This window comes from Anaerococcus groningensis, assembly GCF_046365465.1.
GTDB lineage: Bacteria > Bacillota > Clostridia > Tissierellales > Peptoniphilaceae > Anaerococcus > Anaerococcus groningensis.
The window spans coordinates 66199-91186 of the sequence record NZ_JBGMEG010000013.1; the positions used below are offsets into that span (position 1 = coordinate 66199).

The 24988-nt window shown below is 32.7% G+C and carries 19 protein-coding genes, 1 tRNA gene and 1 pseudogene; 18 read left to right on the plus strand and 3 right to left on the minus strand.

All coding sequences use genetic code 11. From position 1 onward, the window contains the following. Window positions 1-10: 10 nt before the first annotated feature. The 3 genes from AB9Q04_RS06760 to AB9Q04_RS06770 all read left to right on the plus strand — a co-directional run bounded on the left by AB9Q04_RS06760 (window position 11) and on the right by AB9Q04_RS06770 (window position 5999). Window positions 11-1270: an NAD(P)/FAD-dependent oxidoreductase gene (locus AB9Q04_RS06760; RefSeq protein ID WP_410024581.1), complete on the plus strand. Its 1260-nt coding sequence runs from the start codon at window positions 11-13 to the stop codon at window positions 1268-1270. Next, the gene (locus AB9Q04_RS06765; RefSeq protein WP_410024582.1) at window positions 1267-1623 is read left to right on the plus strand and encodes a DUF1667 domain-containing protein; all 357 of its coding nucleotides are present in this window, start codon (window positions 1267-1269) and stop codon (window positions 1621-1623) included. The genes AB9Q04_RS06760 and AB9Q04_RS06765 overlap by 4 nt, the downstream gene beginning before the upstream one ends. Window positions 1624-1754: 131 nt before the next feature. Next, the gene (locus AB9Q04_RS06770; RefSeq protein WP_410024583.1) at window positions 1755-5999 is read left to right on the plus strand and encodes a VaFE repeat-containing surface-anchored protein; all 4245 of its coding nucleotides are present in this window, start codon (window positions 1755-1757) and stop codon (window positions 5997-5999) included. Window positions 6000-6042: 43 nt separating this feature from the next. On the opposite strand, the gene AB9Q04_RS06775 is transcribed toward AB9Q04_RS06770, so the two are convergent. Continuing rightward, a complete protein-coding gene (locus AB9Q04_RS06775) occupies window positions 6043-7551 on the minus strand; it encodes an NAD(P)/FAD-dependent oxidoreductase (protein WP_410024584.1) in 1509 nt (502 codons plus the stop codon). A 128-nt stretch (window positions 7552-7679) separates the two neighbouring features. Next, on the minus strand, window positions 7680-8399 hold the full coding sequence (locus tag AB9Q04_RS06780; protein ID WP_410024585.1) for an MIP/aquaporin family protein: 720 nt from the start codon (window positions 8397-8399) through the stop codon (window positions 7680-7682). Window positions 8400-8689: 290 nt separating this feature from the next. On the opposite strand from AB9Q04_RS06780, the gene AB9Q04_RS06785 reads away from it, so the two are divergent. The 5 genes and pseudogenes from AB9Q04_RS06785 (at window position 8690) to AB9Q04_RS06805 (ending at window position 16294) form a co-directional block, all read left to right on the plus strand. Continuing rightward, window positions 8690-9871, plus strand: a complete 1182-nt coding sequence (locus AB9Q04_RS06785; RefSeq protein ID WP_394018880.1) for a BMP family lipoprotein — start codon at window positions 8690-8692, stop codon at window positions 9869-9871. Between the two features lie 110 nt (window positions 9872-9981). Next, complete coding sequence (locus tag AB9Q04_RS06790) at window positions 9982-11505, plus strand: ABC transporter ATP-binding protein (RefSeq protein ID WP_410024586.1); 1524 nt, start codon at window positions 9982-9984, stop codon at window positions 11503-11505. Further along, a pseudogene (locus AB9Q04_RS06795) lies at window positions 11502-12614 on the plus strand (ABC transporter permease); the annotation flags it as partial. The gene AB9Q04_RS06790 and the pseudogene AB9Q04_RS06795, both read left to right, overlap by 4 nt. Window positions 12615-12855: 241 nt before the next feature. Continuing rightward, the gene (locus AB9Q04_RS06800) at window positions 12856-13788 is read left to right on the plus strand and encodes an ABC transporter permease (protein ID WP_394011140.1); all 933 of its coding nucleotides are present in this window, start codon (window positions 12856-12858) and stop codon (window positions 13786-13788) included. Between the two features lie 85 nt (window positions 13789-13873). After that, complete coding sequence (locus AB9Q04_RS06805; protein WP_410024587.1) at window positions 13874-16294, plus strand: zinc ribbon domain-containing protein; 2421 nt, start codon at window positions 13874-13876, stop codon at window positions 16292-16294. Window positions 16295-17429: 1135 nt separating this feature from the next. Here the strand turns inward: AB9Q04_RS06805 and AB9Q04_RS06810 are convergent. Then, window positions 17430-17506 (minus strand) — tRNA-Pro (locus AB9Q04_RS06810). Between the two features lie 174 nt (window positions 17507-17680). On the opposite strand from AB9Q04_RS06810, the gene AB9Q04_RS06815 reads away from it, so the two are divergent. The 10 genes from AB9Q04_RS06815 (at window position 17681) to AB9Q04_RS06860 (ending at window position 24981) form a co-directional block, all read left to right on the plus strand. Then, a complete protein-coding gene (locus AB9Q04_RS06815) occupies window positions 17681-17947 on the plus strand; it encodes a barstar family protein (RefSeq protein ID WP_410024588.1) in 267 nt (88 codons plus the stop codon). Further along, window positions 17931-18287 (plus strand): GntR family transcriptional regulator, encoded by a 357-nt coding sequence (locus AB9Q04_RS06820; protein WP_410024589.1) that lies wholly within the window; start codon window positions 17931-17933, stop codon window positions 18285-18287. The genes AB9Q04_RS06815 and AB9Q04_RS06820 overlap by 17 nt, the downstream gene beginning before the upstream one ends. Next, window positions 18280-18978, plus strand: a complete 699-nt coding sequence (locus AB9Q04_RS06825) for an ABC transporter ATP-binding protein (protein ID WP_410024590.1) — start codon at window positions 18280-18282, stop codon at window positions 18976-18978. The genes AB9Q04_RS06820 and AB9Q04_RS06825 overlap by 8 nt, the downstream gene beginning before the upstream one ends. Window positions 18979-18980: 2 nt before the next feature. Next, window positions 18981-19715 carry a hypothetical protein gene (locus AB9Q04_RS06830; protein WP_410024591.1) on the plus strand — a complete coding sequence of 245 codons (735 nt, stop codon included), beginning with the start codon at window positions 18981-18983 and terminating at the stop codon, window positions 19713-19715. Window positions 19716-19723: 8 nt separating this feature from the next. Beyond that, window positions 19724-20458: an NAD-dependent protein deacylase gene (locus AB9Q04_RS06835; RefSeq protein WP_410024592.1), complete on the plus strand. Its 735-nt coding sequence runs from the start codon at window positions 19724-19726 to the stop codon at window positions 20456-20458. Further along, window positions 20448-20822 (plus strand): zinc ribbon domain-containing protein, encoded by a 375-nt coding sequence (locus AB9Q04_RS06840; protein WP_410024593.1) that lies wholly within the window; start codon window positions 20448-20450, stop codon window positions 20820-20822. The genes AB9Q04_RS06835 and AB9Q04_RS06840 overlap by 11 nt, the downstream gene beginning before the upstream one ends. Before the next feature lie 62 nt (window positions 20823-20884). Further along, window positions 20885-22066 carry a coenzyme F420-0:L-glutamate ligase gene (locus AB9Q04_RS06845; protein ID WP_410024594.1) on the plus strand — a complete coding sequence of 394 codons (1182 nt, stop codon included), beginning with the start codon at window positions 20885-20887 and terminating at the stop codon, window positions 22064-22066. 19 nt (window positions 22067-22085) lie between these two features. After that, window positions 22086-23045 carry a YitT family protein gene (locus AB9Q04_RS06850; RefSeq protein WP_410024595.1) on the plus strand — a complete coding sequence of 320 codons (960 nt, stop codon included), beginning with the start codon at window positions 22086-22088 and terminating at the stop codon, window positions 23043-23045. A gap of 9 nt (window positions 23046-23054) precedes the next feature. After that, window positions 23055-23876, plus strand: a complete 822-nt coding sequence (locus AB9Q04_RS06855) for a glycosyltransferase family 8 protein (protein ID WP_410024596.1) — start codon at window positions 23055-23057, stop codon at window positions 23874-23876. A 73-nt stretch (window positions 23877-23949) separates the two neighbouring features. Next, window positions 23950-24981, plus strand: coding sequence for a hypothetical protein (locus AB9Q04_RS06860; protein ID WP_410024597.1), 1032 nt, complete (start codon window positions 23950-23952; stop codon window positions 24979-24981). The last annotated feature ends 7 nt before the right edge of the window (window positions 24982-24988 follow it).

A 24988-nucleotide genomic window follows, 5' to 3' on the forward strand; every position in this document is an offset into this window, starting at 1 on the left:
GGAGAGATAAATGCGCGATTATGATTTAGTAATAATAGGGGGAGGCCCTGCAGGACTTTCCGCAGCAGTAAAAGCCTATGATGAGGGAGTAGAAAATATCCTAGTTGTAGAACGTGATGATAAACTAGGTGGGATTTTAAACCAATGTATCCACAATGGTTTTGGCCTTCAAAGATTTAAAGAAGAATTAGCTGGCCCAGAATATGCCCAAAGATTTATAAAAGAAGCTAGGGCTCGTGATATTGACATCATGATGAACACAATAGTCCTAGAACTACGTGAAGATAAAACAGTTTTACTTATGAATGAAGAAAACGGCATGTTTGAAATAAAACCAAAAGCAGTTATCCTAGCCATGGGTTGCCGCGAAAGACCAAGAGGAGCGCTAAATACACCAGGTAGCAGACCAGCAGGAGTTTATAGTGCAGGAACAGCCCAAAAACTTGTAAATATAGATGGATACTTACCAGGTAAAAAAGTTGTAATTCTAGGATCAGGTGATATAGGTTTAATTATGGCCCGTCGTATGACTCTTGAGGGAGCAAAAGTAGAATGTGTTGCAGAAATAATGCCATTTTCAGGAGGGCTAAAAAGAAATATAGTCCAATGCCTCCACGACTATGACATCCCACTTTACTACTCAACAACTATTTCCGGTATAAAAGGAACAGATAGGGTAGAAGGAGTTTACCTATCAAAAGTGGATGAACATATGAAAGTAATCGAAGGCACTGAAAAATTTGTAGAATGCGATACAGTTTTACTATCCGTAGGCCTCCTACCAGAAAATGAACTAAGCCAAGAGGCAAACATCAAACTAGATAGAAAAACAAAGGGTGCCTATGTTTCAGATAAGCTTATGACAAGCATTGATGGAGTATTTGCAGCAGGTAATGTTCTTCACGTTCATGATTTAGTAGACTTTGTATCAGAAGAAAGTGAACAAGCAGCGGTAAATGCAGCCAAATATATCAAAGGCGACTTTAGCACGACTGGAGAAAATAAAATAGATGTCATAGCAGGAGATGGCATATCCTACACCATGCCCCAATATATTGACTATGACAATATGGATGATTCAATCATAGTTAAATTTAGGGTAAACAATGTATATCCATCCAGAAAACTTGCTATCTATGCAGATGATAAGTGTATAGTAGAAAGAAAGAAAAAAGTCCTAGCACCAGGAGAAATGGAACTACTAAGACTTAAAAAAGAAGACATAGATCCAGATACTAAACAAATCACAGTAAAATTGGAGGAAATATGAAAAAACAATTTACCTGCATAAACTGCCCCATGGGTTGCCAAGTAGTGGTAACCATGGATGGCGAAGAAATAACAAATATAGAAGGCAATAACTGCAAACGTGGTGAAAACTACGTAAGAGATGAAGTGAAAGACCCAAAAAGAATGGTAACATCCACTGTAAAAGTAACAGGAAGCAAAGTTTACAGCGTCCCAGTAAAAACAGAAACAGCCATCCCAAAAGGATTAATCTTTGACTGCATGAAAGAAATAAACAATGCAGAAATAAAAGCTCCAGTTCATATAGGAGATGTAGTAATAGCAAATGTCCTAGACACAGGAGTAGATGTAATTGCCACTGATGAGAGGGCATAAAAAAAGACCAAGCTAAAAGCTTGGTCTTTTTTATATTTTATTTTATTCAGTGAATATATAAATTAACGTTGAATTTTAAAAAAAAAGAGTCTATAATTAAAAAAAAGAAAGTAAATTAATAAGGATTTCAAATGAAAAAAAATAATAATTTAAAATGCTACACAGTACCACTAGCATTGGGTTTAGGATTAGTCTTAACTCCAAATAATGCTCATGCCGATGATACACTTATTTTAAGTAACGAAGTCGTAACATCAGATACAACTCAAGTAGATGAAAGCAAAATAACTTCTGAAAGCTCAAATGGTGCCTCAGAACAAACAACTGATCAAGAGCCTGCATTTGCAATTGATAATACAGAATTAAAAGAAGATTTAGTAGACACAAATAATCAGTTACATGAAAATGAAAATAGTATTTTACCAAGTGATGAGAAGTCTTTAGATACTCAAAATGAAGCTGATAAAAATATAGAGTATTTAAATTCAGTAATTGATAATAAAAATGAAAGTGATGAAAATCTTTCTGATACCAGCCAAGCACAGTCTGATGCTAACGCAGATTCAACAAACAATTTAGAAACTAAAAATATAAGTGTATTTGCATTAAGTCCAGCAGCAAATACAGATAATTCTACAACTCCATCAGAAAATATAAATACAGATTTAAAAGATTATACAGATATTCAAAAAAGAGAAAAAGTTTATAACGATCCAAATGAAGGGTTAAAATACGGTAATATCCAATATAAAAGCTACGATTCTGAAAATAAAGAATTAAATTTAGTGACTGAAGTATATGCATCAAGAAAACCGGGTAATTGGAATAAGAGTAACAACGACCCTGATGCGGGTACTATAAATCTTACATTCAGAAATCCTGATTTTGCATCAAAAGTTGATAAGATAGTAATTACCGACAGTAGTGGTCAAGAACACGAATTTACAGCCGAAGAAGCAAATAAAGCAAATTGGCAATTTGATATTAATAATCTTGGAAATATTGAAGGAAATACCGAATACACATATCCTGTTAAAATAAAATTAAAAGAAGACGTGGCAGATAATGACAAAAATACTTTAATGGAGATGGTATGGATTAATAAAGAATCAAAGTATGATCCATATTCAAAAGCAACCACAACATTTGATGATAGTGGTTTTGATACCTCTAAGCCAACCACTGATAAAAATGAATGGGTAAATGAAAGCAATCCAGTTGTTGGAAGAGTGATTTATGATAAGGGAAATAATTCCTTTAAAACTATTCATGCGTTAACACCTAATAAAGATTTGTCAGACCCTTCATTTGAAAATTCTACCATATATTTAACAGATTATGTGCCAAAAGAATTAGTTCCTTATTTAGACAATAACGTAAAAGCATATAGATCTATATATAATGGTGATATGGAACCTGAAAATAATAATAAAGTTTATAACGTTGCTTTAAAGGAGGACGGTTCAGCATCTACAAAATCAAATCCAATAATTGGAGAAAGTGCCGAAATAGACGTTTCTAGAAATGAATTAAATTTAAAATCAGAAAGTGACTTAGGTCTATTACATGCAGATACTATTGCTGGTAAAACTTATCCTATTGAATATACTTTCGAATATAAAATCAAAGATGAAAGCCTAGCAGCTTTTAATAATGAACTTAGAAAACTAACAAGTGCTGGAAAAGCAAATGTATATAGTGAACAAGAAATAATAACAAAAGAAAGCAAAGAAAATGGTGAAGGTGCTAGTGTTATTAATAACTCTAGACATTTTATGGCTTTTCCAATTATTAAACAAAAAGAAATTTTAGACAGTGGATTTATCAAATTTAGTGATGATGGAAAAAGGCTAAATACTATCTACGAAGTAATTAACGATAGGACTGGTGAAAAACACATAATAGCAACTGATGAGAATGGAAAATATGTGTTTAAAAACACAGAAGAGATAGATAGCAATAAATTAAATCAAAATGATAAATTTATAGATAGCTCTGATCTTTTATATTATGCAGGATTTATTCCAAATAATCCTATTGAATTTAATGATTTAAAAGAAAATGATACATTTACTATAAATGAGCTTAGGAGCGAAACAAATTTAAATCATAATCTTGAAAGCTTTAAATATAAATTAGAAACACCAGAAGGTAAAGACTATCAAATAAGAACCTTTACTGATGCAGAAGGTAATCCTTTAAATATAGCTAATACTGAAGAAATTGAAAATATTGACAAACAGATAGATAAATTAAAAGAAAAACAAAATCAAGTTAAAAGGCTTAGAGATTTGTACAATTTACTGAACCTAGATGTAGTAAAAGAGGGCATGATGCCTATTAATGTTTATGAGTTTGAAAACAAATGGCTTAGTACAATATATGAGCAAAATGTTTCCAAAGATAGATTAAAGATGTATCAGGGAGCCCTAGGTAAAGAAATTGAAGAAATAGATCTTAAAAAGGAACCTAGCGAAAATTATTATGATGATGTTACTTATGCTCCATACTCTGAATTCATAGACTATACTTATCCTGATTTTCAAAATTACTTAAGTGATGAAAAGGATACTTACGGTGTCTTCCAACTAACTACAACTGATTCAGAGGATAATAACGAAGTTATAGAGTTTATAGTATATTATCCGCATCAATATGTTTATGACGAAGTAAGTGGTAGCTGGCAAGAATATCAAAATCAGGTTCCTAAAAACATTGATAATTTAAAGGGTCTTTATGAAGGCGAAAATAAGACTATATCATTGGTAATACCTCTAGAAGAGTATCAAAACTTCTCACCTGACTATAAATCAATTATGCTAAACATGCTTAATCGACCTGATGATAATCGTGATAATTATGAAGACTCTGATTTACGTCAAGAGTTAGGCAAATCTGATATCACTCAAGATCAGCTTAGCAAATTTATTAGAAAAGATACATTAGAAGGCTTATCAAATGATTATTTATTAAATATTGCAAACAATTTTAGTGATTTTGTAAAAGAAGGAGTTAAAACTACTACAGATTTAGCGGTAAATGAAACTAACAGAATAGTTGAACAACCTGATAAGACAATATTTTTACAAGCTATTGACTTTATCAGAAGTGATTTTGAAAGCAATTATGACAACTTGGTTAACGAATATGGAAGATTTGAGGGAACTTATAAATATTTTGATACACTAAATGACAGAGTAAACAAAGCTTTGGAAGAGCCTATAGAAAATTATACAGGTATGAATGAAGATCAATATAAGCAATACATCAAGAAATACCTTCACAAGTTATTGGAAGAGGATTCTTCCACTATTGGATATTCTAATGCATTAGATGATGATGCTATTTGGTGGGGTGATTATTATGGTAGCCCTGAGAATGGTCAAACATCTGACATAGTTTTTGGACTTTATACCAAATACCATGATGAAATATCAAACTTTTTATTTAAAGACCCATATCAAAAAGAAATAGATGAACTTGAAAAATCTAAAGTTAAACTATACAAAGTTGTTAACGAAAAAATGATTTTTGTGACAGATACTTTTGATAAAGCTGATAGCGATAAAGAGATATACATTGGAAAATCTTCTGAGATATATGATAAGGTTAGCTATGATAAATTTAATGTAGGGTCTAACTATGAATTTAAGGGTTATATTGTAGATAAACAAACAGGGAAAGTTATAAAAGAGTTTGAACCCATTTCTCACAAGATAACACAACAAGATGTACGTAACGGAGAAGTGACCTTAAAATACGTATTTGATAGTAGCCATTACGAAGATGGTGATGAGTTCGTTATTTTTTATGAAGTTTATGAAAATGGAAAACTAGTTGCAGTAGAAGAGGATATCAATAATGCTGGACAAACTTTTAAAGTTAGGAAAAGAAATCAGCCACAACCTCAACCTAACCATCCAATTGTCGTAGAAGAAAGTTACATTCCTTGGGAGGAATTAATACCTGCTAAGGAAATAATTCCATGGGTTGAATTAACCCGAGCAAAAGAAATAATTCCATGGATTGAATTAACCCCAGCAAAAGAAGTTATTGGATGGATTGATTTAGTACCTGCAGAAAAAATAAATGAAATCCCACTCACTCCTCTAATTCCTGCAGAAAAAACAACAACAACTAAAGAAAGTATACCATTAGTAGATTTAATACCTGCACAAGAAAGTACAGATTCCGAAACTGATAATAATCCAGAAAAAATTATTGTCCCTAGTAGAGCGTCTAAAAATAAGACTTCTATAGCTATGTCATCTACAGTTAAGTCTAATCCAAAAACTGGTATTACAGGATTAAATTCTGTATTTGCTATATTAGCTACTTCTATTGCTGGCCTATTTAAAACTAAAAAAAGAAATTAATTAAACAAAAAAATCCCTTGCACTAAGCAAGGGACTTTTTTATTTATTCTTCTTCCTTTTCTTCTATCTCTTCTTTGGAAGTTTCTTTCATTTCTTTTATTAGTTCATTAACTCTTTGTTTATTTAGTCTTGATAAACCGTTTCTTTCTGTATCGTACATATCATCTAGAGGCTTTTTGCCTAGTTCATCTTCCATTACTTCTAGGACTCTTGGTTTACAAAATTGTCCTTGACAAAAGCCCATGCCTGCTCTGGTCCTACGTTTTATTGCATCTAGAGTTTCTACTGGAATGCCGCGGTTCATGGCATCTCTGATTGTTTTTTCTGTGACTTGTTCACATCTACAAACAATTCTATCTGGATCGCCAAGTGGTAGGTCTAGGCGGTCTTTGATTTTATTCATATCTTCTAGTTCTTTGTACTCGATGATTGGCTCTCTGTTTGGGTTATAGTCTGGGTCTTCTTCTAGATTTAATCCGGATTCTTTTAGGATGCTTTCTACAATTTTTGCAATTTCTGGACTTGCGGTGATTCCTGGTGATTGAATGCCTACTACATTTATAAAGCCAGCTACATTTGATTCTTCGATGATAAAATCGTGGGTAGAGCTTGCTGGACGCAATCCTGTAAATGATCTTATAAATTCTCTTAGGTTTATTACATCATCTTTTACAGACTTTTGGGCTTCTTCGTAGATATACATTAATCTATCTTCGTGGGTTGATAGGTCGATTTCTTCTTCATCTATGGCATCTGGTCCTAGGAGTAGGTTGTTGTGGAAGGTTCTTGTGGCAAGAATTCCTTTTGATTTTTCTGTTGGCACTTGGAAAAGTACATTGTTTAATCTTTTGCCTGTTCCTTTTTGGAAAATTAAATATTCTCCGCTTCTAGGGTGGATATCAAAATCTGTTTCAGCTATCATTTCTGAAACTATGGCTCCTTCTAGGCCTGAGGCATTTACTACATATTTTGCTTCTAACTCTTTGCCATCTTCTGTTTTTACTACAAAGTGGTCATTATCTTTTGCTATATCACAAACTCTGGAGTTTAAAAATAAATCTGCACCATTGGCAACGGCATTTTCTGTAAGTGCTACTACATATTCATAAGGTGAGCAAACTCCAGCTCCCTTACACCATAAAGCTGCGATGGCATCATCTGATACATTTGGTTCGATTTCTCTTAGTTTTTCCTGGTCGATAATTTCCATATCTGGTAGACCGTTTTCTATACCCATGTCATAAAGCTTTTCCAAAGTTTTGATTTCATCTTCTTCAAAGGCTAAGACTAAGGATCCATTAGCTACAAAACCAAAATGTAATTCATCTTCTAATTCCCCAAACTGGGTACGACCTGGATAGCAAATCCTGCCGCGCAGTTCATCATGAGGCTCTGCATAACCTCCGTGGATGATAGCAGAGTTTGCTTTGCTTGCTCCCATGCTGACATCGTTTGCTTTTTCTACTATGGCTATATTTAATTTATATCTGGATAGGCGACGGGCGATGGATGCGCCAGAAACTCCTGCACCTATTACTAAAACATCATACATACTTTCCTTCTTTCTATCTTTGTATAAAAAGACAAAGAGCAAGTATAAAGTTATACTTGCTCTTACTCATTTGTTATTTATTATTTATATGTTTATTATATTACAAATGATAAAATTTTCAATAAAATTTAAAATACGATATTGTATAAAACTACTGCTAAAAGTCCACCAATTATTGGTCCTACAACAGGTATCCATGAGTAATCCCACATAACATCTGCTTTTTTCTTAAAAGGTAAGATTTGATACATAATTCTAGGTCCTAGGTCACGGGCAGGATTTATAGCATAACCTGTAAGTCCCCCTAGAGACATACCAATTGAAACGATTAGACCATACACAAAAATTTTATCCAAACCAACAGTGCCAGCACCATCAACATTTCCAAAACCTAAAATAGCAAATACTAGGACAAATGTACCAACGATTTCAGATAATAAATTTCTCCAAGTATTTCTAATGGATGGAGCTGTACAAAAACATCCTTTAACTATTGCAGGATCTTCATCACATGTATCATCAAAATGATTTTTAAATAGTAGGTAAACTAAAAGTGCTCCAAGCATAGCACCAAGCATTTGTGCTCCGATGTAATAAGGAACGGTGTTCCAACCAATATCACCCTTATAAGCAAGTGCAATAGTTAAAGCTGGATTAAAGTGGGCGCCACTCATCGCTCCAAAAATGGCTGCAGGAATCATAACTGCAAGACCCCAAGCAATAGTGATTTGTACTGGTCCCCCTCCGTACATCCCAGATTTACGGGTCAAAACATTGGCTACCACACCATCACCCAATAAAATTAGCAAGAAAGTTCCTACTAATTCTGCCACAAAAATATCTCTCATAATAACCTCCTGATTTTAAAAAGAAAAAGTCAGTAGCAAAACTATATTACTATTTAATTTTGTTAAATAGGTAAACCTTTTCTCAGATAAGTATAGCATCTTTGTTATTTATTTGCAATGACTTTTGCAAACATTTCTTTTAAAATTTATTCAATCAAATATAAATGATAAATTAAACTTATAACTTTTAAATTATATAAAGAAATAAGTTAAAAATTTGTTATTTATAGACAAAATAGGCTATATGTATTAAAATTAAGGCATAAAGTAATATTTTTTGGGAGGAAGAGATGAAAATTAAAAACTTTATGCCAGTTGCGGCAGCTCTTTCATTATCTTTAGTTCTAGCTTCATGTGGGGCAAACACAGATGATGCTAATAAGGAAACAGCTACTGATAGTGAAACAAAAGTAGAAGAAACAGTGGATGAGACAGCTGATAAATCAGAAGAAACAGAAGAAAATACAGCTGATGCTCCAGAAGAAGAAAAAGATGAAGAAGAAACAGCAGCTAATCCAACAGGTGAAGAAGTTAGCCTAACAATGGTAACAGACTTTGGTGGAGTAAATGATAAATCATTTAACCAATCAGCTTATGAAGGATTACAAAAAGCTGAAGAAGATGGAGCAGCTACATTCGATTATATCGAAAGCCACAAAGAAGCAGACTTTGTGCCAAACTTAGAATCAGCTCTTGATTCAGAATCAGACTTAATTCTTACAGTAGGATATGCACTATTCCCAGCTACAGATGAAGCTGCAGAAGAAAACCCAGAACAAAACTATGTTATCATTGACAATGCAAACGAAAATGATAGAGAAAATTTATTAGGTGTTACATTTGCTGACCACCAAAACTCATTCTTAGTAGGATACATTGCAGGTATGCAATCTGAAACAAATAACGTAGGATTTGTTGGTGGTATCAAAGGTGTAATCGTAGATAGATTTGAATACGGTTTTAGAGCAGGTGTTGAACAAGCAGCACGTGAAAAAGGTGAACCAATCACAGTTCAAGTTCAATACGCAAATAGCTTTGATGATCAAGCAGCAGGAAAAAATATTGCTGATAGAATGTACCAAGAAGGTGCAGATGTAATCTTCCACGCAGCAGGCGGTGTAGGAATCGGTGTTATCGAAGCAGCAAAAGAAAATGACAAATGGGTTATCGGTGTAGACCGTGACCAACAAGATGAAGCTCCAGATAACATGCTAGTTTCAACTGTAAAAGGTGTAGGCGATGCAGTAAGACAAATTATTGACGAATACGCTCAAGGAAACTTTGAAGGTGGAGAACAAACATTTACTTTAGCTGATGGTGATGCAGTAACAATTGCATATGCAGATAATGGTATTGTTGGCCAAGAAATTAAAGATAAAGTAGAAGAAATTAAACAAGACATCATCGATGGCAAAATTGAAGTTCCAGAAAACGAAGAACAAGCTATCGAACAAGAATGGATTGAAAAATAATTCTAAAATTTAAGACCTCATTTTGGGGTCTTTTTATTTGCGAAAAATCCTACTACAAAACTTAGATTTATGATATTATTATGTATATACACTAAAAAAGCGAGGATATTATGGATAAACATTTTAATGAAAATCCTGTAGTATCTATGAGAAATATTAGCAAGTCTTTCGGAGATAAAAAAGTATTATCAAATGTAGATTTTGACCTACATAAATCCGAAGTGCATGCTTTGCTTGGAGAAAATGGTGCTGGTAAGACAACACTTATGAATATTTTGTATGGGATGTTTCCACCAAGCGATGGAACTATAACTATCAATGGTAAAACATATACAAGTATGACTCCAAAAATGGCCATAGATGCAGGTATTGGGATGGTTCACCAACATTTTATGTTAATAGAGCCTCTTACAGTTACAGAAAATATAATTCTAGGTTATGAAGAAGATACTGGCCTATTTTTAGATAGGAAGACAGCTAGAGAGAAAATTGAAAATTTATCTAAAGAATATGGACTAATGATAGATCCAGATGCAAGAGTAGAAGATATTACAGTTGGTCAACAACAAAGAGTAGAAATTTTAAAGGCTCTTTATAGGGGAGCAGATATATTAATATTTGATGAGCCAACTGCAGTTTTAACTCCCCAAGAAATTAACGAATTTATTGAAATTATAAATAAACTTACAACCATGGATAAGTCCATAATAATTATCACCCATAAGCTTGCTGAAATCAAAGCTATGGCTGATCACTGTACAATTATTAGACGTGGAGAATATATTGATAAACTAAAAGTAAAAGAAGTTGATGAAAATATATTAGCTGAAAAAATGGTAGGTCGTAATGTTAGCTTTAATGTAGATAAAAAGATTCAGCAAACAGGTGGAGTTGTTCTGAAAGTAGAAGACCTTTGGGCCAAAGATCGCCGTGGTGTAGATATCTTGAAAGGGCTTGATTTAGAACTACGAGCTGGAGAAATTTTGGGAATTGCTGGTGTAGATGGTAATGGTCAAACAGAATTGATTGATTGTTTAACTGGTATGGCAAAGTCAAATAGAGGAACAATTACTCTAAATGGCAAAGATATTACTAACACATCCCCAAGAAATATCCTAGATACTGGTATGAATTCTATCCCAGAAGATAGGCAAAAAAGAGGTCTTGTTTTAGAATATCCTATAAAAGATAATCTAATTTTAGAAAATGTGCAAAAAGAGCCTTTTTCTACAAGAGGTAAGTTAAACTTTAAAAACATTGAAGAAAATGCTAGAACACTAGTAGAAAAATTTGATGTTAGACCAAATGATATCAATGAAAAGGCAGTTGCCCTATCTGGTGGTAACCAGCAAAAGGTAATCATTGCAAGAGAAATATCAAATAATCCAGATGTTTTAATTGCAGCTCAACCAACAAGGGGGCTAGATGTAGGTGCTATAGAATTTATCCACCAATATTTAGTAGAACTTAGAAACCAAAATAAGGCTGTTTTATTAATCAGCTTTGAGCTAGATGAGGTAATGGATTTATCAGATAGAATTCTTGTAATCTATGATGGGCAAATAGTTGGTGAAAAAGATCCTAAGAAAACTGATGAATTTGAACTAGGAAGACTAATGGCAGGTGCAAAATGACAGAAAATACAAATCAAGTACAAGCTAAAAGAAAACTTGCACGTGGCAATTCCAAGCTATTATTTACCATAATTTCCATTTTATTAGGGTTTTTAGTAGGTGCAATTGTTCTTTTAATATCAGGTTATGATCCGATAGAAGGTTACCAAGCTCTTTTCCAAGGTGTATTTAAAACTCCTAGAAATATAGGATGGGCAATTGTTACCTCAACTCCAATTATTTTAACAGGTCTTGGTGTTTGCTTTGCTTTTCAAACCGGACTATTTAATATGGGAGCTGAAGGCCAATTTATAATTGGTACTATTGTTGGATTTTTAGTTGGTTATAAATTGCCACTTCCACCAATTATCCATCCAATTGTTGCAATTATTTTGGGAATGCTAGCAGGAGCCTTATATGGAGCCTTGGCAGGATTTATTAAAGCACGTTTTGGTATCCATGAAGTAATTTCAACTATCATGTTAAACTGGATAGCATTTTACTTTCAAAACTTTATAGGCTATGCCAACCAGCAGCCAAACTCTATGGCTTCTTTTGATGTATTAGATAGTGCTAAGATAAATATATTTGATAAGGCAACAGTAAAAACTTTTGGACCATTTTTCAAAAAGTTTTTTAAAGCACCTATCCATTATGGAACAGTCCTTGCGATTATTGCAGTAATTGTAGTTTGGTATATTTTAAAAAAAACTGTTTTAGGTTATGAGTTAAAGGCAGTAGGTCTAAACCGTGAGGCCAGTGAATACGGTGGTATTGATTCTGGTAAAAAAATTGTCCAATCAATGGCAATTTCTGGAGCAATTTGTGCCCTGGCTGGGGTTACACAAATACTAGGTTTTACCTATGCACTTTCAATAGTATCTGCTATGGATAACTATGGTTTTGATGGACTTGCTGTTTCACTTTTAGCTGGAAATAATCCAATAGGAGTAATATTCTCAGGTTTGTTTTTTGGATCTTTAAAATATGCAGGAAGCAATATACAAAGAGTAATGGGTGTTCCAACAGAAATTATAAACATTATTATAGGAACTATCATCCTATTTACAGCTGTACCTCTAGTATTTAGAATTATTCGTGCAAAAAGTAAAAATAGAAAAACTGCTAAAAAATTAGCCCAACAAGAACAATCTCCAGTATTGGTAAGTGAAGAAACACCTTTAGAAACTAAAGATAAGAAAGTAGTCAAAAAGGAAGAAGTCAATATTGATGGAAAAACTATTGACCAAGATAAAAGTATAGAAAATATTGCGAATAAAAGTCATGTAAAAAATGACCTTCCACCAAATATAATAAATGAAACTGGGGAAGATATTATTGTAAGAACTGTAGAAAGTGAGGAGGAGTAAGATGAATTTAGTAATGCTCGCTTTAATAATCGGAAATACTTTTTCAAATGCTGCCCCAGTACTTTTTGCAGGTCTTGGAGGTATGATTAGTGAAAAATCTGGTGTTGTAAATATCGGTCTTGAAGGAATGATGACCATAGGAGCCTTAGTTGGAGCAACTGTTGGATACAAGCTAGGAAATCCTTGGCTAGCATTTTTGGCTGGGGGACTTGCTGGAGCTTTTTTTGGTCTAATCCATGCCTTTGTTTCAATTTCATTAGGTGGGGACCAAACTATATCTGGTATTGCCTTAAATACTCTAGGACCTGGTTTATCTTTATTTTTAGCAAGATTATTTTTTGATGGAGCTAGCCAAACTCCATCTATACCTTTAGAAAATAAAATTCCAAGATTATTTAGAGGAACTAGTAACCAAGCTATCCTAAATATTTTTGGTCAATATGCAACAGTCTATATTGCCCTAATAATGGTAGCTCTTCTTTATCTTTTTCTTTATAAAACTAAATGGGGACTTAGAGTTATTGCAGTAGGAGAGCACCCAAAAGCTGCCGAAACTTTAAATATATCAGTTAAAAAAGTGCGCTACTGGTCTGTAATCTTTTCTGGATTTATGGCAGGCCTTGGAGGAGCAAGTATGTCTCTTGCAGTAGTAAGTAGCTTCTCCCAATCACTTATAGCAGGTCAAGGTTATATTGCCCTTGTAACTGTAATATTTGGTAACTGGAAACCACAAGGTGTACTTATAGGATCACTATTCTTTGGTCTTGCCCAATCAATAGCAACCTACCTTGGAGGATCAACGGTAAATATACCAATAGAATTTATATCTATGATTCCATATGTAGCTACATTATTAATCCTAATAATATTCCAAAGAAGGTCAAAGGCGCCAAAGGCATCCGGTAAACCTTATTTAACTATAGATAATATATAAATAATGAAGATATAAGCCCTTAATAGGGTTTATATTTTTGTCTAAAAGTTGTATATTATAATATATAGCTTTAAAAGGAGCAAGTATGAATTGTACTAATTGCGGTGCAAAAGTAGATGACAGTGCAAGATTTTGTCCTGTATGTGGCCATAAACTAAAATCAGATGGAAATAATAATTTTAATAAGACCACAAATGTGGATAAACCGAGTGTAGAAAAATCTACTTATGAATCGATTAAACAGAGTGAAAATTTAATAGAAGATAATAAAAAATCTGATCATCCTACAAATAAAGACAATAGGTTAATGAGGTTTGTAAGTTCTTTTACGAGCAAAAAAAATCCAAAGGATAAAGATATCAATCACAAAGGTGAAGATATTGCTGAAGAAATTTTTGATAATGACAATAATTATAGTCATCTAAACCAAAAAATTGAGCCTCAAAAAGCTCATACTAGTGATATCCCACCATCTTATTATGGATATAACCCTATAGATGATAGGAAGAGAAAAGAACTTAGAAATCCTGGTTTGAGAAACGATAATCCTACTGATTATGTTCAAAACAAAGTTTTAAATAGTAGAAATGAAAAAAGTCCAAGCACTTCTGATGAAAATATTAACCCAAAGCAATTAGAAAATGAGAGTAATCTCTCTGCTCAAAAGCGTATTGCTCAAAACTTAGCAAAAGCACATGGTTATACAAATGTAGAAAATGAGAAAGTTAGTGAGCCTAAAAATCAGAAAGTTTCTTATGATGATATACCAAATGAATTTGTAGAAGCAAGGATTGCTAGACAAATAAATGGTGGCGGACCTAAACTAGCTAATAATAAGCCAGTGAACGATTTTTATGAAACTACTGGCAGGACCAATGCAGCTAATAGACCAATAGCAGAAGAAAAACCAGAAGTTACTAGCTATGAGCCAGCAGCTCATGATGATAACCTCATAAAAGAAAACCAAGAAGTAAAAGAAAATGAGATTAAAAAAGAAAAAGAACCTTTCAAATTTAAACCTATTTATCTTTTACCTTTATTAATCATTGCTCTTGCTCTGGCTGGCGTATATTTTTTAAAAAATCGTAAGGCACCAGAAGTAGAAGTAAATCTTAGCGAATATATAGATGTAGCTTATAATGGAGATGATGGAGCAGCTAGCCCAAGCGCAACATTAAACACCTCAAAATTATTGGCAGACCACGGTAATGACATAGCCTATGTAAATAAGGATAGGAAAAATGACCAATATTCATCACCAGCTAATCAATTGGTAGATGATTTGGAAAAAAGCACAACCTTCCAATTTAGCAAGGACAGTAACCTGTCAAATGGTGAGGAAATTACAGTAGTAGCAAATGTTTCTGATAGTTCTATCATGGACGATTACAATATTATGTTTACAAATACTATAAAATCAGTAATTGTAGATGGGCTAATCACCCAAGAATATGTCGATGCCTTTGAATATATGGATGTAAACTTTGAAGGTGAAAGTCCAAACATTAGCTTAACAGCAAGCTTTGGAGAGGATGCACCCGAATACTTACAAAATATAGAAATTGTCCCAAGCAAAACCAGTGAATTATCTAGTGGGGAAGAAGTAAATATTAGCCTAAACTATGATGAAGAAGAATTATTTAATTCTTATGGCATAAGGCTTGATCCAACAGATAAAACATTCACAGCTCCAGGAGAAGCAACAGAAGATAGCGAAGATGCTGATGAAGAAACACCAGCTAGTGGAGACCTAGAAGGTGGATATATTTCTACAATTGATAATTTAAATGAAGATTTATTAGGCACATTAAAATATAACGCAGGCCAATTAATAAGGGAAACATTTGGCGGAAGATCATTTACAGAAATAAGTGATATAAACTATTTAGGAGCTATAACAGGCTCAGATGCAAGTGCTGAACTTAAAAATAGAGTAATGCTTATTTATGAAGTAAAAGCAAACGAGGACTATGAAGGTCGTTATACAAATCAATTTACCTATTACACATTCGTAGAATATCAAAATGTAAAAGATAACAAAGATGATGGAGACTTCTACCAAGAAGGACCAATCACAACAGATAATGAAATATTCCACAAATTTTTCGTAGAAGATGATTATACTTATTACGAAATCCCGTACTATGGATTTGCTTTCTTAGAAGAAGTAATCACAAGAGCAAACAATGCCCTATCAGGGCTTAATATCGAAGATTCTATATCAGTAGATGTCTCAGAATACTTTGCTAAATCTGATGGGGTTGCAGGCGAATACCAAGGCAATGGAACAAGATTGTCATTAAATGAAGATGGAACTTTAAGGTATAAATTAGATCAAAGAGTTCATACAGGCCAATGGCAAGAAAATGGATCAGATGTGACCTTAACTATAGAAGGGGTAAATGTAGATACACCAATCAATGCGAAATTTGAAAATGGAGCATTAAATGTAGCAGAACAAGGTGAAATGACAGGGCAAACATTCAATAAAATGGAATCCTACTAAGTATAAAGCCGATAAGATAAAACTTATTGGCTTTATTTTTTTGAGAATATGAAAATTAAGAAGTAAAAAACAAAGTTTAAAAGTCTCATAGAGCAAGAAAAGATTTCTCCATTCCGCTACCGCTCCAGTCGAAAAGACAATGGGGGACGCTTAAATATTAAAATAGGCAATCCCCTTCCTGTCATCTCGACTAAGCGCAGCGCACGGAGAGATCTATATAAGGGTCAGTTATGCTTCAACGTAGTTATTAAAGAAAGCATAAAAATTAATTTAGCATACAATTAAATTCTAAAGTTTAAAAGTCTCATAGAGCAAGAAAAGATTTCTCCATTCCGCTACCGCTCCAGTCGAAATGACAATGGGGAAGCTTAAATATTAAAATAGGCAATCCCCTTCCTGTCATCTCGACTAAGCGCAGCGCACGGAGAGATCTATATAAGGGTCAGATGTGCTTCAACGTAGTTATTAAAGAAAAACATAAAATTAATTTAGTATACAATTAAATCTTAAAGTTTGAAAGTCAGAGAGAGCAAGAAAAGATTTCTCCATTCCGCTACCGCTCCAGTCGAAATGACAATGGGGAAGCTTAAATATTAAACAATAAATCTTATATATAAATTAACATGGTATTCGTTAAAAACATAAAATAAATATAAAGAGGAAAAAAATAAGAAAATAAAGCTAGAACAAAGCAACCTCTTCCTTGCCATCTCGACTAAGCGCAGCGCACGGAGAGATCTACATAAGGGTCAGACATGCTTCAACGTAGTTATTTAAAGAGAACGTAAAAGTTAATTTAGCATACAATTAAATTCTAAAGTTTAAAAGTCTCATAGAGCAAGGATAGATTTCTCCATTCCGCTACCGCTCCAGTCAAAATGACAAGGGGGGGGTAGCGTTAATATTTAGATAAATATGCAAATAATGTACTTTATCTATATCAAAGTATGAATTTCTAGTTAAGAATACTCTTAAAAAAATTTTAAAAATATGTAAAAAATAAGCGGTCATGCCGCATTACTTGGTCGGGGTGAAAGGATTCGAACTTTCTAGCCTCACCTTCTCAAAGCCGTGTGGTACAATCTATAATTAGGTACAAAAAAAAAGCAGTAATTAAAAATTACTGCTTATAATTTGGTCGGGGTGAAAGGATTCGAACCTTCGACCTCATGTTCCCAAAACACGCGCGCTACCAAGCTGCGCCACACCCCGTTAAGTGATTACTATATAAGTATACGCTCTTTTTTTATCTATGTCAAGAGTTTGTAAATATTTTTTTAAATTATTTTTACAAAACTATTTTTAGACCTCTTTGGAAGAAGTCTGCTATAATAATATCATAAGAAAAATGAATTGTAAAATATTATTAATATTTAAAGAAAATATATGATTATTCTAGATGCAAAAGATTTTTCTAGTAAGGAAGAATTTTATAGATTATTAAATGAAAATATTGATTTCTACTACTATGTAGAAAACTTAGATGCCTTATATGACTTTTTAGTGACTACCGACTATGATATAAGGATAATTAATTATAGGTGTATATTTATAAATTTAGAAGAATATGGGCAAAGATTAATAACTGTATTTATTGATGCAGTTAAAGATTATGGTGCAAAAGTAAGTTTGGAGTATGGCAATGGTATATAAAAATAAGCAAAGACAAATGAGGGATTTTGTAATAACAGAACTTATAAAAGGAAGGCTTAGATATGGTAGCCCCCTTTTTGAAAAAAAGTTTTTTACAAGTAAGTTTAAAGTAAATCCTTCCTATGTGGATGATGTCTTAATGGACTTAGAAAAAGAAGATATCATTAGAAAAAATGGGGATAGGTATATAGTTTTTGCAAGTGATGAAAAAATTGCTTGGCTAAAAGATGAATTTTTACATGAATATATTAATGATTTTCTAGCAAATTTAGATAATATAAATGTAGGTTTAAATCAGGCAATTGAAGTTTTAGAGCAAAGGAATATGGCAAATGGCTAAGGCGATAGAAGTTAGAAATTTTACAAAAAAATATAAGGATATCCTTGCCCTAGATGATGTTACAATAAATATGAGTCTTGGAAAAATAACAGGGGTTCTTGGTCCGAATGGATCTGGAAAAACTACTTTACTAAAGGCCCTAGCAGGTTTTATCCGTCCTGATAGTGGGGAAATAATTTTTGCAGGGGAAAAAATGAATAAACTTGATAAAAATAGGCTCGCTTATTTGCCAGATGAGAAATTTCTTTTTGATTATCAATCTATAAAAGAAGTAGGGCTTATGTATAAGGATTTTTTTATTGATTTTGATTATGAATTATTTGAGAAAACTTTAGAATATTTTCACCTAAATCCGCAAGCAAAGATATCCAGTCTTTCTAAAGGAGACTACAAAAAGTTAGGGCTTTGTTTAAACTTGGCCCGTAATACAGATATTTATATATTTGATGAGCCTCTAGATGGACTTGACCCCATATCGACTGCAAAAATTATAGATCTTATCATTGATAAGATGAGTGATGAAAGAACATTTATAATCTCAACCCACCAGATAGAGACTATTGAAAATTTATTTGATGAAGTCATTTTCTTATCTAGGGGTTCTGTTCATGATTTTGCTCCTGCTAGAGATATCAGAGACCATCATGATATGGATTTGGCAGATTATTATGATGAAATATATTTAGGATAATTATGAATAAGTTAGTAAAATACGATTTAAAAGCAAGCAAAGGATTTATAAAAAATACACTAATCCTACAAATAATTTTACTTGGCCTAAGTTTTTTAGGTCACGGATTTTTAAGTAATAGTTACTTGACCAACCCAGTTTTTGCAAATGGAATATTTACTATATCTATTTTATTTTTTGTAATAATTAATCTAATATATATGGTAAAAATCCTAAGCTTTGACTTTAAAAGCGAGGGTACTATACTAAAATTTTCTCTTCCTTATGTACAAAACAAAAGTATAGGGGCAAAGATAATAAACCTAGCCTTATTTTATATAGTAAATATGATTTTTCTTTTTATATTTTTATGGGCCCTAAAATATAAAATATCATCCGATATCATATATTTTCTAGCGATTGGTCTAATCTGGCTGCTAATATGTGCAAGTCTTGTTTACTTTTTTATGCAAATTAATAGGTTTAAGCAAAAAAGCTCATACAAGGTCTATGGATGTTTGATAATCCTTGCTATTTTTGGCTTAGGTTTTATAAGCTTAAAGTACTTTTCATTTGTCTTAGTAAATGGAGCTATCCAGCATGCTGGAGCGATGAATTATGCCTTTATTTTCCCCTTTGCAGTTGGGGCTATGGATCTTTATAAAAATATAAGTCCAATGATTTATTACTTTATAGTTTTATTAGTAGTTATTTTTATAAATAAGAAAAATATGGAAAATAATATAGATTTATCATAGGAGATGTAATGAAAGAAGTAAAAGAACTTATAAGAGATTCAAATAATATAGTATTTTTTGGTGGAGCAGGAGTTTCTACAGCTTCTGGTCTGCCAGATTTTAGGTCAGCAACAGGCCTTTACAACAAGGAAAATAATTCTAATTATTCTCCAGAATACATGCTAAGCCATGATTTTTTTGCAAAGCACCCAGATGAATTTATAAAATATGTCAAAGAAAATCTGATGATAGAAGGTGTTTTGCCAAATGATTGCCATTTTGCCCTGGAAAAACTTGAAAAAATGGGAAAATTACAAGGAATTATTACCCAAAATATAGATGGACTCCACCAAAAGGCTGGTAGTAAAAATGTTATAGAGCTTCATGGAACATTAAATGATTATTACTGTGTATCCTGTGGCGAAAAATATGACTTAGCCTATGTAAATAAATTTCAAGATGTTCCTACTTGTGAAAAATGCGGGGGTATAGTTCGCCCAGATATTGTTCTTTATGGAGAAGGTTTGGACCAAAATAATATTTCCCATGCTATAAATTTAATATCTCATGCAGATGTTTTAATAGTTGGTGGCACATCACTTGCAGTGTATCCAGCAGCAGGGCTAATTGATTTTTATAATGGAAACAAACTTGTTTTAATTAATAAAGATGACACAGGTAGGGAAAGTGCTGCTGATTATGTTATCAAGGGAGATATTAGCAAAATAATGATGGAGTTAGTTGAGGATATTGATGAAAGATAGATTTAATATAGATGAATACGGTATATTTTTGATATGGATGGGGATTATTTTTAGTCTTTTAGCTTACTTTACCCATTCGCAATTCTTAGATGCCCTTGCCCTAGTAAATGTAGTCTATGCTATATTTAGATTTTTTTCTAGGAATAAGACTAAGAGAGTTGCAGAAAATATGCAGTTTAAGCAAAGATTTTTAATTCCTGTAAAAAAATCTTTTAAGGGGTTTAAAAATGATACAGTTGGGGATAAAAATTTTAAATATGTTTCTTGTCCCCAATGTGGCCAAAAGCTGCGTATACCAAAGAAAAAAGGAAAGATAAAAGTAAGGTGTCCAAAGTGTGGGACTAAGTTTGATGCTAGAAGTTAATTCTAGCATCTTTTAAATTAATGCGATAAGTTGTATAATTTTTCTAGAAAGAGGGGTTAAAAATGGAAAGAATAGTAGGAACAAGATCACTAGGCCTACGTGCTCCAATTATTGAAAAGGGAGATGACCTAGAAGAAATAGTTTTTGAAACTGTAAAAAGGGCAAGTGAAAATCACAATATTACTATAAATGATAAGGATGTAGTATGTGTAACAGAATCTCTGGTAGCACGTGCCCAAGGAAATTATGCAAGTATTGAACAAATTGCCAAAGATATTAACAATAAATTTGATGGAGATGAACTAGTAGTTTTATTTCCGATTTTATCAAGAAATAGATTTTCTATTTTGCTAAAGGCCATTGCCTTATCTGGCAAAAAACTTCACATTTGCTTATCCTATCCACAAGATGAGGTAGGAAATTACTTGATGGATGAGATGGATTTATTTAATAGTAATATAAATCCTTACCAAGATGTATTAGATATAGATCAATTTAGAAAAATAGCAGGAGAGTATAGGCACACCTTTACTGGCATGGACTACCCAGCCTTATATACAGAACTTGCACCTAATTCTGAAATACATTTTCTAAACAATCCAGTAGATAGCTTAAAGTTTGCTGATGAAGTTTTAGTTTGCTCAATCCATACTAGAAATATTATCAAAAGACAATTAAAAGAAGCAGGTGGAAAAAACATCCTATCTCTTGATGATATATTAAATGAACCTGTTGAGGGCTCAGGATTTAATAAGGACTATGGTCTATTAGGTTCAAATTTATCTACAGAAGGGGAAGTAAAACTTTTCCCTAGAGATGGAGAAGATTTTGTAGCAAACCTACAAAAAAAATTAGTAAATCATTTTGATAAGCAAATTGAAGTTATGATTTATGGGGATGGGGCCTTTAAAGATCCAGTTGGAAAAATCTGGGAACTTGCAGACCCAATTGTTTCACCAGCATTTACAAAAGGGCTCAGTGGAACACCAAGTGAATTGAAAATAAAATATATAGCAGACAATGAGTTTTCTGATCTATCAATTGAGGAAAGAACTTCTGCAATGGTAGCTAGGATTTCTAAAAAAGAAAAAGAATTAGTTGGCAAAAACGAAACACTTGGAACAACTCCAAGACAAATCACAGACCTTTTAGGTTCTCTAGCTGACCTTACATCAGGATCAGGAGATAAGGGTACACCTATTGTTCTAATCCAAGGATATTTTGACAATTATTCAGATAATTAATTTATAAGGAGCATTAGCTGTGGATGGATCTGACCGCCAAGAAAAGAAGGATAATAAAGTTTTTGGCACAAAATTTGTAAATGATTATATAGAAAAAAGAGCAGAAGCAAAGTATAACCACGACCCCATGGATGAGCTACAAAGATATCTTATGATGTCTTTTGCAGCTATCCTTATGGCTTGTGGGACCCACTTTTTTAAATATCCAAACTCTTTTGTAATTGGTGGAGTAGAGGGGATGAGTATTATCGCATCCACCTTTGTGCCCTTTACCCGCCCTCAAATTACACTTTTTATAAATTTAGTTTTACTTACTATTGGATATTTTGTTTTAGGTAAGCATTTTACGCTAAGAACTGGTTTTGTTGCTATTTTAAATTCGCTAACAGCCCTAGGTCTTGATTATATAGCACCCATTGCTGGACCACTTACTAATAATAATTTGTTAGAACTTATTTTTACCTTGCTTATTTCAGCCTTTGGCTCGGCAATATTATTTAATCTTGCTGCAAGTTCAGGGGGAACAGATATTATTGCAATGATAATAAAAAAGTATTCCTCACTTGAGGTTGGCAAGGCACTTTTGTGTGTAGATAGTATTTTTACCATAGCATCTATATGGATATTTGATATAGAAATAGGTCTTTTATCAATCTTAGGTTTGCTTTTAAAGGGAATCTTTGTAGATGTTATTATCCAGTCTCTAAATACTGATAAACTTTTTATAATCATAACTACAGAACCAGAAGAAGTAGGCGAATTTATACGCGAAGACTTAAATAGGTCTGCTACTGTTATGAATGGGGTAGGGCTTTATAAGGGCATACACAGATTTGTATTTTTATCTGTCTTATCTCCAAAAGAAGCTCCACTATTTAAAAAATATATAAAAGGAGTAGATCCATCAGCCTTTATTACCATTATCAATACATCAAAAATCATTGGAAAGGGCTTTTACCTAACCAGTGATAAAGAGTAGGAGTAAAAGTTGAATATATTAGTAAGTTGCGACACAAATTATATAAAACCTCTAAAAACTATGTTTTATTCTTTATTTTTAACCAATAAAGCTGACATAGATATTTATATCATGCACTCATCTATTAGTGATGAGGATATAAAAGATTTAGAAGAGTATATAGAGAAAAAATCAAATAAAAAAGCAAGGTTAATAAATGTAAGGGTAGAGGATGAATTTTCAAATGCCCTTACAACTTTTTATTATACAAGCGAGATGTATTATAGGCTCATTGCCTATAAATATCTGCCAGAAGATTTGGATAAGATTTTATATTTAGACCCTGATATTTTGGTATTAAATTCTTTAGATGAACTTTATAATGACAGTTTTGATGATAACTTATTTATGGCTGCCATCCATACAACTCCAACTGTCCAATCAGCCAATAAGGCGAGACTTATAGTAACAAGCGAAAAAAGAGATATAAACAATTACTATAATTCTGGGATATTAATGATAAATCTAGCCAAAGCTCGTAAAAATTCTTATGAAGATAAGATAATAGCATATGTAAATTCCACATCCAAGGCAGGGTTAATGATGCCTGACCAAGATTTGTTAAATGTAGTTTTTAGAAATGAGATAAAAGAAATACCAGAGCTTAAATATAATTATGATGCAAGGAGATTTTCTACTTATAAAATTCTTTATAATTATGAAATAGAAGATGTCATGGCAAAGACAGCCATATTGCATTTTTGTGGTAAAAGAAAGCCTTGGCATGAGAATTCCTTAGGGAAATTTAACTCCCTGTATAAGTTTATGTGGCAAAGAGCACTCTATAATTAGGGTGCTTTTTTTAATTGAAATGTGTAGAAAATAAGTGTAAAGTAAGAATGAGAAACTATGGATGGAGAATTATATGAAGTCAAAAAACAAAACTTTTAAGTATCTTTGTCTTTTAGTGGCTTTATTTAGTATTCAACCATCCTATGCTGAGCAAAAAGAGGAAAATCCTCCAGTGACTCAGCAAACAGACATAAAAAGTGGGGATGAAATAACCATCACAGAAGTAGAACCGGCAGAAACTACTAAAACCACGGCACCTGTTACAGTTGAAGAAAATAAGCCGCAAAAGCCAGCTAGTAATAAACCAGTAGAAAAAGAAGCAGAAAAACAAGAAAATAATGAAAAAACGACTCCCACCATTGATCCTAGGGCCACTGAGGTAAATGAGAGAGTAAATCAAAAATATAGGGAAGAGCAAAAGGCTAAGCAAAATCAAAAAATAGAAACAAAAAACGAGCCAGCCTCTAAACCAGAAGCAACCCCTAAGACTAAAAACGAAGAGGTATCTAGTAAAGAAATAGATGCATTAATAAAAGAGCTTGATAAAAATACATCAGCTATTAAGTCCCAGCTAAAAAATGCAAACTCAAATGCTGGTGAGTCTAAAGAAGTAGAAGACTACCAAAAAGCAGTAGACCGTGTAAGCGATACTATAAAATCAGATGCTCTTAGCAAAGAAGATAGCGAAAAAATTGCTAAAGCAACTACTAAAATTGTTGCAGAATACAATAAAAAAATAGAATCAGCAAAAACTGCAGCAGAAAAAGAAGCTTTAGTCAAAGAAGCCAGCCAAAAGATAAACGAAAGCTTGGTAAAGGTATCTAGGGATCTAGCTAAAAAAAATAAAGAAGATTCATCAATATATGATCAAAAAAATGAGACATTAGTATTAGAAATAGAAGCTCATGATAAAGATAACAATGATGAAGATAAAAATATAAGGGTAACAAAAACTACATCTTTAGAAAAATCACCAAAACTTGCCGGCGAAAATAAGCAAGATCAGTTTTTTAAAATGGCAGTTGGAATATTTGTCGTTTTACTAATATCCTTATCAGTAAGCCTTGCTTATATTTTAAAAAAGAATGATAGAAAAGTTTTATAAGTCCTAA

Bases quoted from the DNA above. Each gene is read 5' to 3' on its own strand.
- AB9Q04_RS06760 (WP_410024581.1), top strand. From the start codon at position 11: ATGCGCGATTATGATTTAGTAATAATAGGGGGAGGCCCTGCAGGACTT.
- AB9Q04_RS06765 (WP_410024582.1), top strand. From the start codon at position 1,267: ATGAAAAAACAATTTACCTGCATAAACTGCCCCATGGGTTGCCAAGTA.
- AB9Q04_RS06770 (WP_410024583.1), top strand. From the start codon at position 1,755: ATGAAAAAAAATAATAATTTAAAATGCTACACAGTACCACTAGCATTG.
- AB9Q04_RS06775 (WP_410024584.1), bottom strand. From the start codon at position 7,551: ATGTATGATGTTTTAGTAATAGGTGCAGGAGTTTCTGGCGCATCCATC.
- AB9Q04_RS06780 (WP_410024585.1), bottom strand. From the start codon at position 8,399: ATGAGAGATATTTTTGTGGCAGAATTAGTAGGAACTTTCTTGCTAATT.
- AB9Q04_RS06785 (WP_394018880.1), top strand. From the start codon at position 8,690: ATGAAAATTAAAAACTTTATGCCAGTTGCGGCAGCTCTTTCATTATCT.
- AB9Q04_RS06790 (WP_410024586.1), top strand. From the start codon at position 9,982: ATGGATAAACATTTTAATGAAAATCCTGTAGTATCTATGAGAAATATT.
- AB9Q04_RS06800 (WP_394011140.1), top strand. From the start codon at position 12,856: ATGAATTTAGTAATGCTCGCTTTAATAATCGGAAATACTTTTTCAAAT.
- AB9Q04_RS06805 (WP_410024587.1), top strand. From the start codon at position 13,874: ATGAATTGTACTAATTGCGGTGCAAAAGTAGATGACAGTGCAAGATTT.
- AB9Q04_RS06815 (WP_410024588.1), top strand. From the start codon at position 17,681: ATGATTATTCTAGATGCAAAAGATTTTTCTAGTAAGGAAGAATTTTAT.
- AB9Q04_RS06820 (WP_410024589.1), top strand. From the start codon at position 17,931: ATGGCAATGGTATATAAAAATAAGCAAAGACAAATGAGGGATTTTGTA.
- AB9Q04_RS06825 (WP_410024590.1), top strand. From the start codon at position 18,280: ATGGCTAAGGCGATAGAAGTTAGAAATTTTACAAAAAAATATAAGGAT.
- AB9Q04_RS06830 (WP_410024591.1), top strand. From the start codon at position 18,981: ATGAATAAGTTAGTAAAATACGATTTAAAAGCAAGCAAAGGATTTATA.
- AB9Q04_RS06835 (WP_410024592.1), top strand. From the start codon at position 19,724: ATGAAAGAAGTAAAAGAACTTATAAGAGATTCAAATAATATAGTATTT.
- AB9Q04_RS06840 (WP_410024593.1), top strand. From the start codon at position 20,448: ATGAAAGATAGATTTAATATAGATGAATACGGTATATTTTTGATATGG.
- AB9Q04_RS06845 (WP_410024594.1), top strand. From the start codon at position 20,885: ATGGAAAGAATAGTAGGAACAAGATCACTAGGCCTACGTGCTCCAATT.
- AB9Q04_RS06860 (WP_410024597.1), top strand. From the start codon at position 23,950: ATGAAGTCAAAAAACAAAACTTTTAAGTATCTTTGTCTTTTAGTGGCT.